The organism is Aquamicrobium terrae (assembly GCF_040545735.1).
GTDB lineage: Bacteria > Pseudomonadota > Alphaproteobacteria > Rhizobiales > Rhizobiaceae > Mesorhizobium > Mesorhizobium terrae_A.
The window spans coordinates 23543-36786 of the sequence record NZ_JBEPML010000016.1 but is presented as its reverse complement, the minus strand read 5'-3'; the positions used below and the strand labels follow the sequence as shown (position 1 = coordinate 36786).

Genomic DNA, 13244 nt, shown 5'->3' with positions numbered 1-13244 from the left:
TCGGACATATCGTCCAATAAATTGAACGAGAACCATGGACCTCTCCCTTATCGACAGCTTCGTGAAGGTCGCCGACGCCCGTTCGATCTCCGCAGCCGCGCGGCTCCACCGCCTGCCGAAATCCACGCTCAGCCACCGCATCCGCCAGTTGGAAGACCAGTTCGGCGTCGAACTGTTCGTCCGCGAGGGACACAACCTGCACGTCACCGACGCGGGTTCGGAGCTGCTGCTGCATGCAAGGCGCATCCAGGCCAGCTATGACGACGCCTCGACCGCCATGGCCGAGATACGCCACGGCGTCGCCGGAACGCTGCGCGTCGGCTCCACCGGCGAGTTCGGCACGACGATCACCTCCGAACTGCTCTACGCCTTCCGCCAGCAATATCCGCAGGTCGTGCTCGACGTGGTGTTCCTGACCACGCACCAGCCTTTCGCCGATGTCACGGAAATGGCGCTCGACGGCATCTTCCACTGGGGCGAGCCGTCCGATGTCGACTATATCAGCCGGCGGCTGGCGACGGCCTCTTACGGCCTTTATGCAAGCCCCGCCTATCTCGCCCGCCACGGCACGCCACAGGTGCCCGACGACCTTTCGGAACATCGCGGCTTGGTCTTTCGCCAGCCTATCCGTCCGCAATCCTGGTATCTGGCCAAGGACAAGCGCTCCGACGTCAGCATCCTGGCGCCGGCCACCTGCCTGGCCAACGACTACTGGACGCTGAAATATTTCGCCGTGGCGGGCGAAGGCATCGCCTATCTTCCCGGCTTCTTCGTGGAAACGGAATGCCAGAGCAACCTTCTGGTGCCCGTACTACCTGACTGGCGCTCTCCCGAAACCGCGATCAACCTCATCTATTCGCGCCGCCGGCACGTATCGCGGCGCTTCAGGGCCTTCATCGAATTCTGCATCGAGTTTTATCGCGAGCGGGAGCGCGAGCAGGTGCCGCGCTACTATGTCGAGAAGGTGAAACGGGAGGAGCCGAGGAGGTGAACGGGGTGCCTGGGGCGGCCGGCCGTCAACAACGATCGGCTTCCGAGCCAAGGGCCTCGAGGATGGCCTCCGTGTGGGCGTCGATGCGAGGCGACTTGCGCTCGCCGCCCAACGCCTTGGGGCGAACGTCGCCACGTTCGCGCTCCAGTACCCGCCAACGGCTCACGCTGGTCGCGCTCATCCGCTCACCCGTGGCGCGATCTGCGAACGTGGAGCCTGGATCCCGGCTGACCGCAACATAGGTACGAAACATCTCGAAATCCTTGCCGCCATCGCCACGGCGCTGACCGGCCCAGTCGCTGTGAGAATGTTGCTGTAGAGCCTGGGCGACGTGACGAGCCAAATGCTCAAAAACTGATGATGAGCGTTTTCCGAATTCTGCGATCTCCGCGTCGCGCCGTTGGTCTGGAAGCGCACCCTGGACAACATCAAGCCGTACCTCGCCAGCCTGAGCATCTACCGCAAATACCGGCCCATGCGGACCGGCCGGACACCTGCAGCTTCGAAGAAGAGATGACAGGAACGCTCAAGAAGCAATCCGGTCCGGAAGCGATCATGCGCTGGATCGAAAAGGAGCGGTCGAAAGATGATGGTCGCCCCATGCTTGCCACGGTGACCAAAAAGCCAGTCAATACCTCGCGAGTGTCAACCACACGACCGAAAAGATTACCTCCTACGCGTCAAACGCCAGCACCGGCCTTGCCCTTCTCCATCCTGCCCCGCAGGCCGCGATGGGTTTTTATGGCTAGGTCTTTGAGGAACAGCGCGTTCATCGTGCCTTTCAGCCCGACACGCAACTCGCTAATCTCGCCCTCGACCAGCGTGACGATGGTGATGCCTGCAAATTTCAGGTGCTTGTAGAGGGTCGCCACGTCCGCCTTATCGCGGCTGATGCGGTCCAGCGCCTCGGCCAAGAGGATGTTGAACTCGCCGTGCTGCGCATCGCGCATAAGACGCTGGATGCCCGGCCACAGGATCGTGCTGGCACCGGAGATAGCCGCATCCTCGTAAGAACCCGACGATCTGCCACCGTTCCCGCGCCGCATGTTCCCGGCAAAGCCAGAAATGGTCCTCGATTGACGCCTCGTGCTGGTTGTCGGACGAATAGCGGGCGTAAAGGGCTGCGCGGGTCATAGCTTCAATCCTTTCTTCTTGGCGGTTCACTCCCGCGTCAATGCGGATTGGACATCGGTCACGGTGAAGTCATCGCCGACATACAGAAGCAGGGCCGAGTGCCGTTTGGCGAGGGCATAGGCAAAGCAGTCGCCGAAGTTCAGCCCGCCCCGTGTGCCGAACCCCTTGCCATAGTCCAGACGCGCCCGCATCGCGGCACGCGCGAGGCTTTCATCCGTGGGAGCAATGGAAATACGGAAATCGGCCAGAAACGCATCCAGATCGGCAATTGCTTCGTGCCGATCCCCAGTCTTGATCCTGTCTGCCATGACAGTGCCCGCCTCGACATAATTCACCGCCGAAATGAGGCGGGAACCATCCGCCTGGAGGGCGGTCATGCAGCCAGACGCTTCCGCCTCCTCAAACATGATCGCAATGATGGCGGACGCATCGACAACCATCATCGGGAGAAGCCAAGCTCTTCGGGCGTGTCGCCGACTGCTTCGTCCCATTCCTGCTTCGTGACCGGGCGGCGGTCATAACGTCCCGCGCGCTCGCGCACGAATGCCTTCATACGGGAAACGTAGTCGCTCTGCGCCTCCTGCTCGGCGCGCAGCCGATCCAGTCGCTCGCGCATGGCCTGCGTGATGGCGTCCGTCATCGTTTCGCCGGTCAGGCGGGACAGTTCCCGCGCCAGCCGGTCCGCCTCCTCGGTCTTAATGCTCAAGGCCATATCAGCCTCCTTCTAGATTTATAATCTAGATAACATTTCCACCCCGATCATTCAATGGCGAAGATCGGAATCCCCGCTGTTATTGATCGTCATCCTCGCAGGGACGATCTTCCTGCACGCCTGTCCGAGTCTTGAACGGCTTGTCGTCGTTTGCGGCCTGCAACGCCTCGGAGTGCTCCCGCGCGATCTGGCGTCCGATCAGGCGGGCAATGGTCAGCGCCACCGCGTCCACCCGCTCGACGCATCGGCCGCGTGCCCGGTATCCCGTCCATTGGGCGCGTGGTTGTCATTCGCCGGCCTCTGTTTTCCGTCATCGCCCCCGCTATCAGAAGACATCGAAGTCGCTGCGCGGCTTCCATCCGGCAGGTTAGGCGATCCAAAGATTGATGTCGGATTCATGCCAGCCCGCGCCGTTGGTGCTGATCTTGATCAGGCGTGGGAAGGTGCCTTCGGCGATGTTGCGGCGAAGCTACCGCACCATCGCCGAAGTGCTGCTCGGATTCAGCGGCACGAAAGGGGATTGGGAAATCGGCCCGCGCAAGAAAAGGCCCGCCGCCTCGTCGCCCACGGCATCAGGATGATGCGTGGCGGTTATCGGCTCTTATTGAATTATCGTATCGAGGAACATGTTAAGTGCCTTAGAGGTGTCTGTCCTTTGGTCTATATGCCGCCGTTTCTTGCGGCTGTGCGCCTGAGCATAGTCCGCTGCTTGACCAATAGCGCTCTTGAGTATGCCCGCATAAGTGCCGTCTCCCGCCCCCGGAAATTTGCGAAACAACCGTCGTCGGGAGCGGAATCCTTAAGCACAATACTCGACAAGCTCCGGATCGAGCGTTCTCCGTGCCTGTAGAACACGTTGCGATCGCCATCCAATCCTCTGTTGTCGGCCAATACCACGGCAATCGTACCCGCATCAGGGCCGGCCGCGGTGCGATTGTCTCGCCGCCTTCATCGGTGCTGGCACGGATTCTGCCACAAGGGCGTCACCGACCGCATGGGCGACATTGCTCAGTATCTTCCATTCCTGTTCGATCCGCCGCATGGCCGTCTGCCAGGAGCCATCCTTCGGCGTTTTGACCCGCCTTCGCGCCCACGCCAGCGAGCGGTAGAGTTCCAGCATGCTGCCTGTCGCGCGCTCGCGGGTGAACAGTCTCGCTGTCCGGCCTGCCGCCTTGCCAACAGCGCGACGTTTCCTGTCATCGAGTTCGCCAATCCACTGCACTGCTTCGGCGAAGCTGTGGGACGGCACGTCAGCGGGAAGAAGCCGGCCATTGAACCGGTCCCTGACCATCTCGCGGACACCGAAAGCGTCAAGTGCGACCACCGGCACACTGGCTGCCATCGCTTCGGCAAGCACGAGACCTTGCGTCTCGGAACGGGAAGAGAAGGCGAAGGCATCGATCGCGGCATACATCGACGCGAGGCGTTCACCCTCGCAGGCGCCTGGCATATGGATACGCTCGGCAAGGTCGTGTTCTTCGAAGAATCTGCTGATCGGTTCCTTCATCGGTCCGTCCCCGACGACAAGGAAGTGCGCACGTCTCTCGGCGGCCAGGAAACGGCCGATCGCGTCCGCGAGGTAGTCGAGGTTCTTTTCCGGGGCCAGGCGGCCGACATGGCCAACGACGAAGGCATCGGCCGGGATGCCGAGGTTCCTGCGAACCTCATTTCCGTCTCTCCCTGCAAATCCGTCAATCTCGATGCCTGTCGGGATCGTATTCACCGGGGCCTTGACGCCGCGGTCGATGAGGAAATCGGCCATGCTCCGACTCGGCGCGATGACCGCATCGCACAGATCGCTGTAGCCGAGCGCGATGCCAAGCACGAGGCGCTGCAGCACGGGAGAATCCCGGGCAATATGGTAGCTGCAGAGTTCGTAGCGCGTATGATGAGTATAAACGATCGGCAGATCGAACGACGCGGAAACCCTGAGCGCGGTATCGCCAAGCAGGAAGGGATGATGCGAATGGACAATGTCGGGAGCGAAACCGGCAAGCGTATCGCTTAGCGGCCGGGTTAGCGGAATGGGAACGGAAAAGTCGCTGCCCCGAAAATTCTGGACCGCCGGGATACGCACCACATCCGGCTCGTCCGAAGTGACGCCGGGGAACTCCGGCGCCACCACCAGCACCCGATGTCCGATCTCGCGCAAGCCATCCGCCTGCCAGGCGACGCTGTTTGCCACTCCGCTGATGTGAGGCCGGAACGTATTGGTGAACATTACGATATTCATCGGCTGCTCGGGTTATGTAACCTTTCGTTCTGCAGCAACACGAGTGCATCGAACGCCCGCGCCAGCCAAATGTTCCACTCTTGCTTTGACGGTGCCCCGAAGAAGCAAGGAAACCAGATGGCTGTGGCTATGCGTAAGTTCACCACGTCGAGGCGTTTTGAGTGCTTTCTTCCCGTCAGCCAACGTCAAGCCTGATGCTGGATGCGGTCCGGCGCCGACCGGGAAACATTGTCCACTGAAACCGATGGAGAGGAGAAAACGATGAGTGTCCAGATCATCTGATCTCCCGGGGGCCAAAACAACGGCAATCAGGTGCCGAGCGTCTTCCGCGACGATGGGCGCGATCCGTTCCTGCACAGGTCGAACTTCGCTTTCCGATGATGGAAGCGGCCATCGTACGAAAACCTCTCCCGCCCTGTTGCGGGAGAGGGACAGCTTCATGCCTTGCGATCTCCCGAAGCCCCTGCCGCAGATACCTGCTGGGCAGCGAGAAACATCAGCGCCGACGCGACGGTGCGTCGATCCCAGCCAGCGGATTCGGCCATGTCCAGCAGACCCGCCAGCAACGGCTTCAAGACGCTGCGGCATTCCGTTTCATAACCAAGGAACTCGTTCGCCGAATGTGTGGGCGGCGAAACGAATCCGATGCCGGTCATCTCGTTCATAGCTGTCTCCATGCTCTCTGCGCAAGGCACCCGCTCCCGATATCGGAAGCGGGCGCTTCGCCAGCACGCTAGAAGTCCATGCCACCGGCAGGCATGGCGGGCGCGGATGCTTCCTTCTTCGGCTTCTCGGCCACCATCGCCTCGGTGGTGACGAGCAGACCGGCGACCGAGGCCGCGTCCTGAAGCGCGGTGCGTACCACCTTGGCCGGGTCGATCACGCCTTGCTTGTAGAGATCGCCATATTCGCTGGTCTGAGCATTCCAACCCCAGGCGAATTCAGACTTTTCGCGCAGTTTGCCCACGATGATGGAACCTTCCGCACCGGCATTCTCGGCTATCTGGCGAACGGGAGCCTCGATGGCCCGGCGCACGATCTCGACACCGTGCTTCTGGTCCTCATTGTCGACGGTAACGCCGTCCAGGGCCCAGGCTGCTCGCAACAGGGCCACGCCGCCGCCGGGCAGGATGCCCTCTTCCACCGCCGCGCGGGTCGCATGCAGGGCGTCGTCAACGCGGTCCTTCTTCTCCTTGACCTCGACCTCGGTCGAGCCGCCGACGCGGATTACTGCGACCCCGCCACTCAGCTTGGCAAGACGCTCCTGGAGCTTCTCACGATCATAGTCGGAGGTGGTTTCCTCGATCTGGGCCTTGATCTGTTTCACGCGCCCTTCGATTTCTTCCTTCTTGCCCGAACCGTCGACGATGGTAGTGTTTTCCTTCTCGATCACCACCTTCTTGGCGCGACCAAGCATCTGCAAGGTCACATTTTCCAGCTTGATGCCGAGATCCTCGCTGATCGCGGTGCCACCGGTGAGGATGGCGATGTCCTCCAGCATGGCCTTGCGGCGATCGCCGAAGCCGGGAGCCTTGACGGCAGCGATCTTCAGGCCGCCGCGCAACTTGTTGACGACCAGCGTGGCAAGGGCCTCGCCTTCCACATCCTCGGCGATGATGAGCAGCGGCTTGGACGACTGCACGACAGCCTCGAGCACCGGCAGCAGGGCTTGCAGGTTGGAAAGCTTCTTCTCATGGATGAGCACGTAGGGCTCTTCCAATTCTACCCGCATCTTCTCCTGATTGGTGATGAAGTAGGGCGACAGGTAGCCGCGATCGAACTGCATGCCTTCGACGACTTCCAGCTCGGTGTCGGCGGTCTTGGCTTCCTCGACGGTGATGACGCCCTCGTTGCCGACCTTTTCCATCGCCTGCGCCAAAAAGCTGCCGATTTCGCTATCGCCATTGGCCGAGATGGTGCCGACCTGGGCGATCTCGTCGTTCTTCGTCACCTTGCGGGCATTGGCCTTGAGTTCAGCGACGACAGCATCGACAGCCTTGTCGATACCGCGCTTCAGATCCATCGGGTTCATGCCGGCGGCAACGGCCTTTGCGCCTTCCTGAACGATGGCCTGGGCGAGAACCGTGGCGGTGGTGGTGCCGTCACCGGCCAGATCATTGGTCTTCGACGCCACCTCGCGCACCATCTGCGCGCCCATGTTCTCGAACTTGTCCTCAAGCTCGATTTCCTTGGCGACGGAGACGCCGTCCTTGGTGATGCGCGGCGCACCGAAGGACTTGTCGATGACAACGTTGCGGCCCTTGGGACCAAGCGTCACCTTGACGGCATTGGCGAGGATATCGACGCCGCGCAGCATCTTCTCGCGGGCTTGTGCATTGAATTTAACTTCCTTGGCAGCCATTGGATCACTCCTTCGATAGGCAGCTTACTTTGACTGGAATGGATTTCCGGGGAAGAAGCCGTTAGGCGGCCTTCTTCACGGCAGTGGCCTGCTCGATCACGCCCATCACGTCGCTTTCCTTCATGATCAGGAGGTCTTCGCCGTTGAGCCTGATCTCGGTGCCCGACCATTTGCCGAACAGGATGCGGTCACCAACCTTGACATCGAGTTCGACCAGCTTGCCGCTCTCGTCGCGCGCGCCCGGGCCGACAGCGATCACTTCGCCCTCCTGTGGCTTCTCCTTGGCGGTGTCGGGGATGATGATGCCGCCGGCAGTCCTTTCATCGGCCTCGATGCGGCGGACCAGGACACGGTCATGCAATGGACGGAACGTCATATCGTTCTCCTTCTGGACAAACAGATTTTTGAGGTTCCTCCACACCGGACCGGTAATCGGACCGATGTGGGGCTCGCGCGACCCTTTCGGCATCGCGCGCATAACGAGCTAGTTTTGCGATTTTCGGGTTTCAAGAGGTTCCGCAAAAATTTTGGCACTCGTGCCAATCGAATGCTAGCGCGATGAAAACATACGGTTAAATTGGATTGCAGTCGCGTATTTCCGCTTGAATTTTTGAAGCGGTCGAACAAAATTATTCAAGCCCTCGCCACAGCGAGGCCTGGGAAACAGAAACCTCAATAAAGGAGCTTTTTGGAAAGACGGAGGACCAAGATGGACCGACAGAATCCTACGCCGATCATCCCTTCTCTTGTTCCCGAAACTTCCGATCTCACACTTGACCGACTGTTGTCGCCGGCAAGGCATTTCGAACATCCCGACGACGTCGTGAAAGACGACACCCTCGATATCCAGGAAAAGCGCGCGATCCTGTCGTCCTGGGCATCGGATGCCTGCGCCGTGGAATCCGTTCCCGCGCTACGAAAGCCGCCGGGCGCCGACCGGCCGGTCTCTTTCGATCAGATCATGGACGCGTTATGCCGGCTCGATATGGCGGCTACGCCATCGCGTTCGACAGGCGATCGACGGCACAATTTTGATCGCCTGGATGCTTGAAGGCGTAAGGCACAGGGGACACACATGGTCACTGCGGTCAGCAGGGAATTCCGCCTGCAGATGGAAGGCTGTGGCCTGCCCACGGCCGAAATTCACTATCATCTCCCCGATTATCCAGATCTACATCTGGCAGGAATACGATCAGGCGACTACTTTCCGGAGCTGAAGGGCACGCGTTCTTGACAGTGGCCATCCTTCGCCAATCAGCGCCTCATCGCCATTGAGCCGGGCTCAGGGCTGATGGCAATGGACAAGTTCCAAGGCACGGGCACGACCGTCGTCACCAGATTCTGAGGTGGCCGGGGGCTGATTGCCGGAAGAATCCGGCAATCAGTGGTGTATCTGCTCCTCAATCCGGGCCTTCTGCCGTCCAAAGGACGGAAGAAGCGGCAGGAAGAAAACGATGATCGCGATGCCGAGGCAGATCATGGATATGGGGTGCATGTAGAAGATGCTGATCTCATCGCCCGACATCACCATCGCCCGGCGGAAATTGGACTCCATCAGATAGCCCAGCACCAGCGCCAGTATGATCGGTGCCGGCTCGATCCGCACTTTCTGCAGGACATAGCCGACCACGCCGAAACCGACCGCGACCCAGATCGAGAAGATGTCCTTGGACTCCGAATATGTGCCAAGCAGGCAGATGGCGGCCACGATCGCGGTGATCACCCCGCGTGAAATCTGCGTTAGTTGCACCCAGAGCCGCGTGCCGTAAAGTCCGAGCATCACCATGAAAGGCATGCCGACCAGCAGTGCGATGTACATCGAGTAAGGCACTTCGGGATTGCGCTCGAAGATCAGCGGGCCCGGCTGGACGCCGTGGATCGCCAGCGCCCCGATCAGCACCGCCGTGCTTGCCTTGCCGGGAATACCGAGCGCAAGCATGGGAGCCAACGCGCCCGGCATGCAGGAATTGTTGGCCGTCTCCGCCGCCACCACGCCTTCCGGGTTGCCCTTTCCAAAGGTCTCAGGCGACTTCGACAGGCGTTTCTGGATCGAATAGGCGGTGATGGAGGCGATTGAAGCCCCAGCGCCCGGAATGACGCCGACAACATAACCCACCAGCGTGCTTCGGATCATGTTCCAGGTATGCGGTCTGATCAGGCTGAACTGGCCTGAAACGCTCGGGATATTGCGCAGCGGTATCACCGGCTCGTCCGCCGTTTCGAGCATGCGCAGCACTTCCGACAGGGCGAACAGGCCGATGAGCGCCGAAACGAAGGGAACGCCGGAAAGAAAGCCCTCCACCACGGCGAAGCGCGGGATGCCATCGACGGGATCGGTGCCGATCGTCGTCAGCAGGAGCCCGAAGAGCAGCGCGATGATGCCGCGCGTCACCGAGTCCCCCGACAGGGTGGAGATCAGGCTGAGGCCGAGCACGGCGATCGCGAAATATTCGGCAGGCCCGAAAGCCAGCGCGAACTTGGTCATCCAGCTCACGGTGAAGATAAGCAGGATCGTGCTCAGCACCGAACCGCCGGCCGAACCCAGAATGGAGAGCGTCAGCGCCTGTCCGGCCTCCCCGCGCTGACGCATGGGATAGCCGTCCAGCGCCGTGATCGCCGCCGAGGGTTCGCCGGGCGTATTGACCAGAATGGCGGGAATGGCGCCGGAATATTCGGATGCCATATAGAGGGTGATGAGCATCACGACCGAGACGATCGGATCGAGGCCGAAACTGAAAGGGATGAGCAGCGCCATGCCGACGCCGGCCGACAGGCCGGGCAGGGCGCCGACGAGATAGCCGATGATGACGCCGGCAAAAAGGCCCGCGATCACCTGCCAGCTCGAGAAGGCGGCGAGACCCGCCATGAATCCGTCGATCATCTGTCTCCTCCGGACATTTGCTGACGAGATTGGTCCGGCCTTCCCGGCGCGGACCGCAAGCGATTGGAGTCGAAACGCAGCCGGCGCCTATGGCAGAGGCGTGCCGAGCAGCATCTCGAAAACTAGCTTTGTAAAGAGCAGGAAGCCCCCGACATAGAGCACTATGGCAATCGGACTGCGGCAGTTCGCGACGTAGAGAAACGCTGAGAAGAATACGGCCATCGCGATGTAATAGCCGAGGGTGTCCATCATGAGCGGGAACATGATCAGGAGCGCGATGCCAAGCAGCACACGCATCGGCTGCCGCACGGTTATTCGCTCCTCGAGGCGGCCGGATATCATGCGCCGCACACCGGCGCCCGCGAAGATGAGGCTTGTCAGGCCAAGCAGAGCCGCCAGCCCTTTCGGGAAGTCGGCGGCGCCCACCGCCGTGCCGGAAAAGTCCGGCAGGACGGATGCCTGGAAGAAGAACCAGCTCGCCATGGCGGTGAGCGCCAGCCCGATAACGATATCACCGATTTCGAGCGAAAAGAACAGCGTGCGTGCTTCCGGCATCGTGTCCTGGTCCCGCATTTCGTCTGGGTTCGATTGCATAACCGGTCTGCTCCGACGTCGTTCAGTGCATCGACAGTCGCGTCATCCACTCTTTCGTGATCGTGTCTTGCTGATGTGCGAATTCGGTGAATTCGGCAGGCCCCTGGAACGCGGGCGTCAGCGAGGACTCCTTCATGTAGGTTTGCAGCTCCGGCGTTTCCAAAACGGCCTTGACCGCTTCTGCCAACTTGTTCTTGACGTCTTTGGGCATGCCCTTCGGCCCGATGATGCCGCGCATCTGCTGCCAGGAGGTATCCGCGTCATATCCCTGTTCCTTGAAGGTCTGCGCGTCCGGGAACTGCGGCACTCGTTCGTCCGCCATGACGGCGATGACGCGCAGATTGCCCGCCTCCACCTGGTTCTTGACCAGATCGACATAGGCGATCGCGACCTCCGCATGGCCGCCGACGGTCGCGGTCACGGCATCGCCGACGCTGTCATAGGGTATCCAGCGAACCTTGCTGCTTTCGAGATTGGCGGACTGCGCCATGATCTCCCAGGCGAAATGGCCGCCCGACCCGCGCACGAAGCCGGCCATGACGACGCTTCCCGGTTTGTCGTTCGCGACCTCGACGAGGTCCTTCATGGAATTGAGCTTACTGTCCTTGTTCACGACGAGCAGGTACGGCTCATTCACCAGTCGCGCGATCCAGTCGAAGCTGTCCACATTGTACTGCTTCAGTGTCTGATTGAAGGCGCCGATATGCGTGCTGGTAACCGATCCGATCGTATATCCATCGGGCGCGGACTTGTTGATATCGGCCAATTGCGCTGCTCCGCGCCCGCCCGCCTTGTTTTCGACAGGGACGGGAGTGCCGAGCGACTTTTCCAGACCAAGCGCGATCTTGCGCGCCATGATATCCGTCGCCCCGCCCGGCGAGACATGAAGAATATAGGATATCGGCCGTGTCGGGTAATCCTGTGCCGCTGCCGGCGCACTGATCAAGCCGATTGCCAAAGCCGCCAACGCCAGCTTTTTGAACATGTTTTCCTCCCGTTTTTGGAACATAAGTTCTCGCTTCGACCGTATACCCGCTCCTCACTTCGGGCCGGCCTGCCTCCGCAGGCCCAGCGATCAAGTCGACTCTATAGCGTAGTTGCGATTGATACAACTAAAAACTGGAACACGGCGCCGAGCGCAGTGTGCGGCTAAAACTCTACACTCGCGGAAAGGCAGAGATTGCCGTCCCCATCTCGCGCCCACAATTGATAGCCATCGCCGGAAGGCACGCCTTCTAGGAATATGCGTTCACCTGCAAAGATCGGTTTCATGGCCCGGAATCCGAAAGTTCTGAGACGTCGCACTGAGGTGTTGCGGCGCAGCGCGTTGAAAAGCAGTGTCGCGGTCAGCTGCCCATGCACGACCACATCCGGATATCCCTCGACTTCGCGCGCGTAAGGCGCGTCATAGTGAATGCGATGGGCGTTGAAGGTTACGGCGGAATAGCGGAACAGAAGTGCGGTATCGGGCTCGACCGTCTCGCTCCACGCCGCATTTTCCGGGGCGCGCTTAGGCGGGGGCGGAACCTCGTCGGGCCTGGGGTCGTCACGATAGACGATCGTCTGAACTTCAGTCAGCACATGTTCGCCGCCGCTACGGTAGGTGTTCTCGATCTTGAGGAACACCAGCAGGCCGGTCTTTCCGGCTTTCACTAATACGTCCGCAATTCGCGCTGTTTTTTCAACCTCCTCGCCGATGCGCATCGGGCGACCGAAGCTGATGTCGCTCGCGGCCCACATGCGCCTCGGCAGGCTGACCGGGGGCAGGAAACCTCCGCGCTGCGGATGCCCATCCTCTCCCATGCGTGAGCGCGGCACGGCCGGCACGAAGTAGAGCCACTGGCCGAGCGCCGGCACCTCGTCTCCTTCGCCCGTGCCGACGTCTTCCTCCAGTGCGGCTTTCAATCCCCGCACCGGCCAGGCGTCCAGCCTTTCGCGCGCGACTTCCGTACGGTCGATCCATTCCCGGTAGGTGGTCTCATCGATCTCGGTCACGAACATCTCTTCTGATTGTCAAAATCCGTATGGTTATAACGGAGTTGCTATTGCAACTACTAATGTCTCGATCTAGTGTGGAAGTCAACAGCAGCAGGAGCGAGGAGCCGTGATGGCCATTATCGACATAAAGACCGAGATTACCGGCAATGTGTGGAAGATCGTGGCCGAGGTGGGCCAGGCGATTGAGGAAGATGATCCGATTCTGATCCTCGAATCGATGAAAATGGAGATTCCGGTAACGGCGCCAGAAGGCGGCAAGCTCGTCGCCATTCTTACGGCGGAAGGCGACACTGTCACCGAGGGCACGGTGGTTGCCCGCATCGAAGCCTGAGCACTGGG

At 60.6% G+C, this 13244-nt stretch carries 16 protein-coding genes and 2 pseudogenes; 4 read left to right on the top strand and 14 right to left on the bottom strand.

Features of this window, described 5'->3' with window-relative positions:
• Positions 1–34 precede the first annotated feature (34 nt).
• On the top strand, positions 35–991 hold the full coding sequence (locus ABID37_RS19390; RefSeq protein ID WP_354197732.1) for a LysR family transcriptional regulator: 957 nt from the start codon (positions 35–37) through the stop codon (positions 989–991).
• A gap of 34 nt (positions 992–1025) precedes the next feature.
• Here ABID37_RS19390 and ABID37_RS19385 read toward each other — a convergent pair.
• The 10 genes and pseudogenes from ABID37_RS19385 to ABID37_RS19335 all read right to left on the bottom strand — a co-directional run.
• A pseudogene (locus ABID37_RS19385) lies at positions 1026–1244 on the bottom strand (IS630 family transposase); the annotation flags it as partial.
• 427 nt (positions 1245–1671) lie between these two features.
• Positions 1672–2037, bottom strand: a complete 366-nt coding sequence (locus ABID37_RS19380; protein ID WP_354197730.1) for a recombinase family protein — start codon at positions 2035–2037, stop codon at positions 1672–1674.
• A gap of 114 nt (positions 2038–2151) precedes the next feature.
• A complete protein-coding gene (locus ABID37_RS19375; RefSeq protein ID WP_354197728.1) occupies positions 2152–2568 on the bottom strand; it encodes a type II toxin-antitoxin system VapC family toxin in 417 nt (138 codons plus the stop codon).
• Positions 2565–2837, bottom strand: coding sequence for a type II toxin-antitoxin system VapB family antitoxin (locus ABID37_RS19370; RefSeq protein ID WP_354197726.1), 273 nt, complete (start codon positions 2835–2837; stop codon positions 2565–2567). The genes ABID37_RS19375 and ABID37_RS19370 overlap by 4 nt, the downstream gene beginning before the upstream one ends.
• 79 nt (positions 2838–2916) lie before the next feature.
• Complete coding sequence (locus ABID37_RS19365; RefSeq protein WP_354197724.1) at positions 2917–3060, bottom strand: hypothetical protein; 144 nt, start codon at positions 3058–3060, stop codon at positions 2917–2919.
• Between the two features lie 144 nt (positions 3061–3204).
• Positions 3205–3300, bottom strand: a pseudogene (locus ABID37_RS19360) (helix-turn-helix transcriptional regulator); the annotation flags it as partial.
• Positions 3301–3750: 450 nt separating this feature from the next.
• Complete coding sequence (locus tag ABID37_RS19350) at positions 3751–5070, bottom strand: glycosyltransferase (RefSeq protein WP_354197723.1); 1320 nt, start codon at positions 5068–5070, stop codon at positions 3751–3753.
• A 437-nt stretch (positions 5071–5507) separates the two neighbouring features.
• Positions 5508–5735, bottom strand: coding sequence for a hypothetical protein (locus ABID37_RS19345; RefSeq protein ID WP_354197721.1), 228 nt, complete (start codon positions 5733–5735; stop codon positions 5508–5510).
• Between the two features lie 68 nt (positions 5736–5803).
• Positions 5804–7432 carry a chaperonin GroEL gene (gene groL, locus ABID37_RS19340; RefSeq protein ID WP_354197719.1) on the bottom strand — a complete coding sequence of 543 codons (1629 nt, stop codon included), beginning with the start codon at positions 7430–7432 and terminating at the stop codon, positions 5804–5806.
• Positions 7433–7493: 61 nt separating this feature from the next.
• Positions 7494–7808, bottom strand: a complete 315-nt coding sequence (locus ABID37_RS19335) for a co-chaperone GroES (RefSeq protein ID WP_354197717.1) — start codon at positions 7806–7808, stop codon at positions 7494–7496.
• Positions 7809–8141: 333 nt separating this feature from the next.
• Here ABID37_RS19335 and ABID37_RS19330 point away from each other — a divergent pair, with 333 nt between their 5' ends.
• Both ABID37_RS19330 and ABID37_RS19325 read left to right on the top strand, forming a co-directional pair.
• Complete coding sequence (locus ABID37_RS19330) at positions 8142–8483, top strand: hypothetical protein (RefSeq protein ID WP_354197715.1); 342 nt, start codon at positions 8142–8144, stop codon at positions 8481–8483.
• A gap of 24 nt (positions 8484–8507) precedes the next feature.
• On the top strand, positions 8508–8666 hold the full coding sequence (locus tag ABID37_RS19325; protein ID WP_354197713.1) for a hypothetical protein: 159 nt from the start codon (positions 8508–8510) through the stop codon (positions 8664–8666).
• 147 nt (positions 8667–8813) lie between these two features.
• Here ABID37_RS19325 and ABID37_RS19320 read toward each other — a convergent pair whose 3' ends face one another.
• The 4 genes from ABID37_RS19320 to ABID37_RS19305 form a co-directional block, all read right to left on the bottom strand.
• On the bottom strand, positions 8814–10313 hold the full coding sequence (locus ABID37_RS19320) for a tripartite tricarboxylate transporter permease (protein WP_354197711.1): 1500 nt from the start codon (positions 10311–10313) through the stop codon (positions 8814–8816).
• Positions 10314–10400: 87 nt separating this feature from the next.
• Positions 10401–10868, bottom strand: coding sequence for a tripartite tricarboxylate transporter TctB family protein (locus ABID37_RS19315; RefSeq protein WP_354197709.1), 468 nt, complete (start codon positions 10866–10868; stop codon positions 10401–10403).
• Positions 10869–10929: 61 nt separating this feature from the next.
• Positions 10930–11892, bottom strand: coding sequence for a tripartite tricarboxylate transporter substrate binding protein (locus ABID37_RS19310; protein WP_354197707.1), 963 nt, complete (start codon positions 11890–11892; stop codon positions 10930–10932).
• A gap of 164 nt (positions 11893–12056) precedes the next feature.
• Positions 12057–12902 carry an HTD2 family dehydratase gene (locus ABID37_RS19305; protein WP_354197705.1) on the bottom strand — a complete coding sequence of 282 codons (846 nt, stop codon included), beginning with the start codon at positions 12900–12902 and terminating at the stop codon, positions 12057–12059.
• Between the two features lie 112 nt (positions 12903–13014).
• On the opposite strand from ABID37_RS19305, the gene ABID37_RS19300 reads away from it, so the two are divergent.
• Positions 13015–13236: an acyl-CoA carboxylase biotin carboxyl carrier protein subunit gene (locus ABID37_RS19300; RefSeq protein ID WP_354197703.1), complete on the top strand. Its 222-nt coding sequence runs from the start codon at positions 13015–13017 to the stop codon at positions 13234–13236.
• The last annotated feature ends 8 nt before the right edge of the window (positions 13237–13244 follow it).

Excerpts from the sequence above, each read along its gene's own strand:
- ABID37_RS19390 (WP_354197732.1), top strand. The coding sequence starts at position 35 with ATGGACCTCTCCCTTATCGACAGCTTCGTGAAGGTCGCCGACGCCCGT.
- ABID37_RS19350 (WP_354197723.1), bottom strand. The coding sequence starts at position 5,070 with ATGAATATCGTAATGTTCACCAATACGTTCCGGCCTCACATCAGCGGA.
- ABID37_RS19320 (WP_354197711.1), bottom strand. The coding sequence starts at position 10,313 with ATGATCGACGGATTCATGGCGGGTCTCGCCGCCTTCTCGAGCTGGCAG.
- ABID37_RS19370 (WP_354197726.1), bottom strand. The coding sequence starts at position 2,837 with ATGGCCTTGAGCATTAAGACCGAGGAGGCGGACCGGCTGGCGCGGGAA.
- ABID37_RS19375 (WP_354197728.1), bottom strand. The coding sequence starts at position 2,568 with ATGATGGTTGTCGATGCGTCCGCCATCATTGCGATCATGTTTGAGGAG.
- ABID37_RS19315 (WP_354197709.1), bottom strand. The coding sequence starts at position 10,868 with ATGCCGGAAGCACGCACGCTGTTCTTTTCGCTCGAAATCGGTGATATC.
- ABID37_RS19300 (WP_354197703.1), top strand. The coding sequence starts at position 13,015 with ATGGCCATTATCGACATAAAGACCGAGATTACCGGCAATGTGTGGAAG.
- ABID37_RS19335 (WP_354197717.1), bottom strand. The coding sequence starts at position 7,808 with ATGACGTTCCGTCCATTGCATGACCGTGTCCTGGTCCGCCGCATCGAG.
- ABID37_RS19345 (WP_354197721.1), bottom strand. The coding sequence starts at position 5,735 with ATGAACGAGATGACCGGCATCGGATTCGTTTCGCCGCCCACACATTCG.
- ABID37_RS19380 (WP_354197730.1), bottom strand. The coding sequence starts at position 2,037 with ATGCGGCGCGGGAACGGTGGCAGATCGTCGGGTTCTTACGAGGATGCG.
- ABID37_RS19325 (WP_354197713.1), top strand. The coding sequence starts at position 8,508 with ATGGTCACTGCGGTCAGCAGGGAATTCCGCCTGCAGATGGAAGGCTGT.
- ABID37_RS19310 (WP_354197707.1), bottom strand. The coding sequence starts at position 11,892 with ATGTTCAAAAAGCTGGCGTTGGCGGCTTTGGCAATCGGCTTGATCAGT.
- groL (WP_354197719.1), bottom strand. The coding sequence starts at position 7,432 with ATGGCTGCCAAGGAAGTTAAATTCAATGCACAAGCCCGCGAGAAGATG.
- ABID37_RS19330 (WP_354197715.1), top strand. The coding sequence starts at position 8,142 with ATGGACCGACAGAATCCTACGCCGATCATCCCTTCTCTTGTTCCCGAA.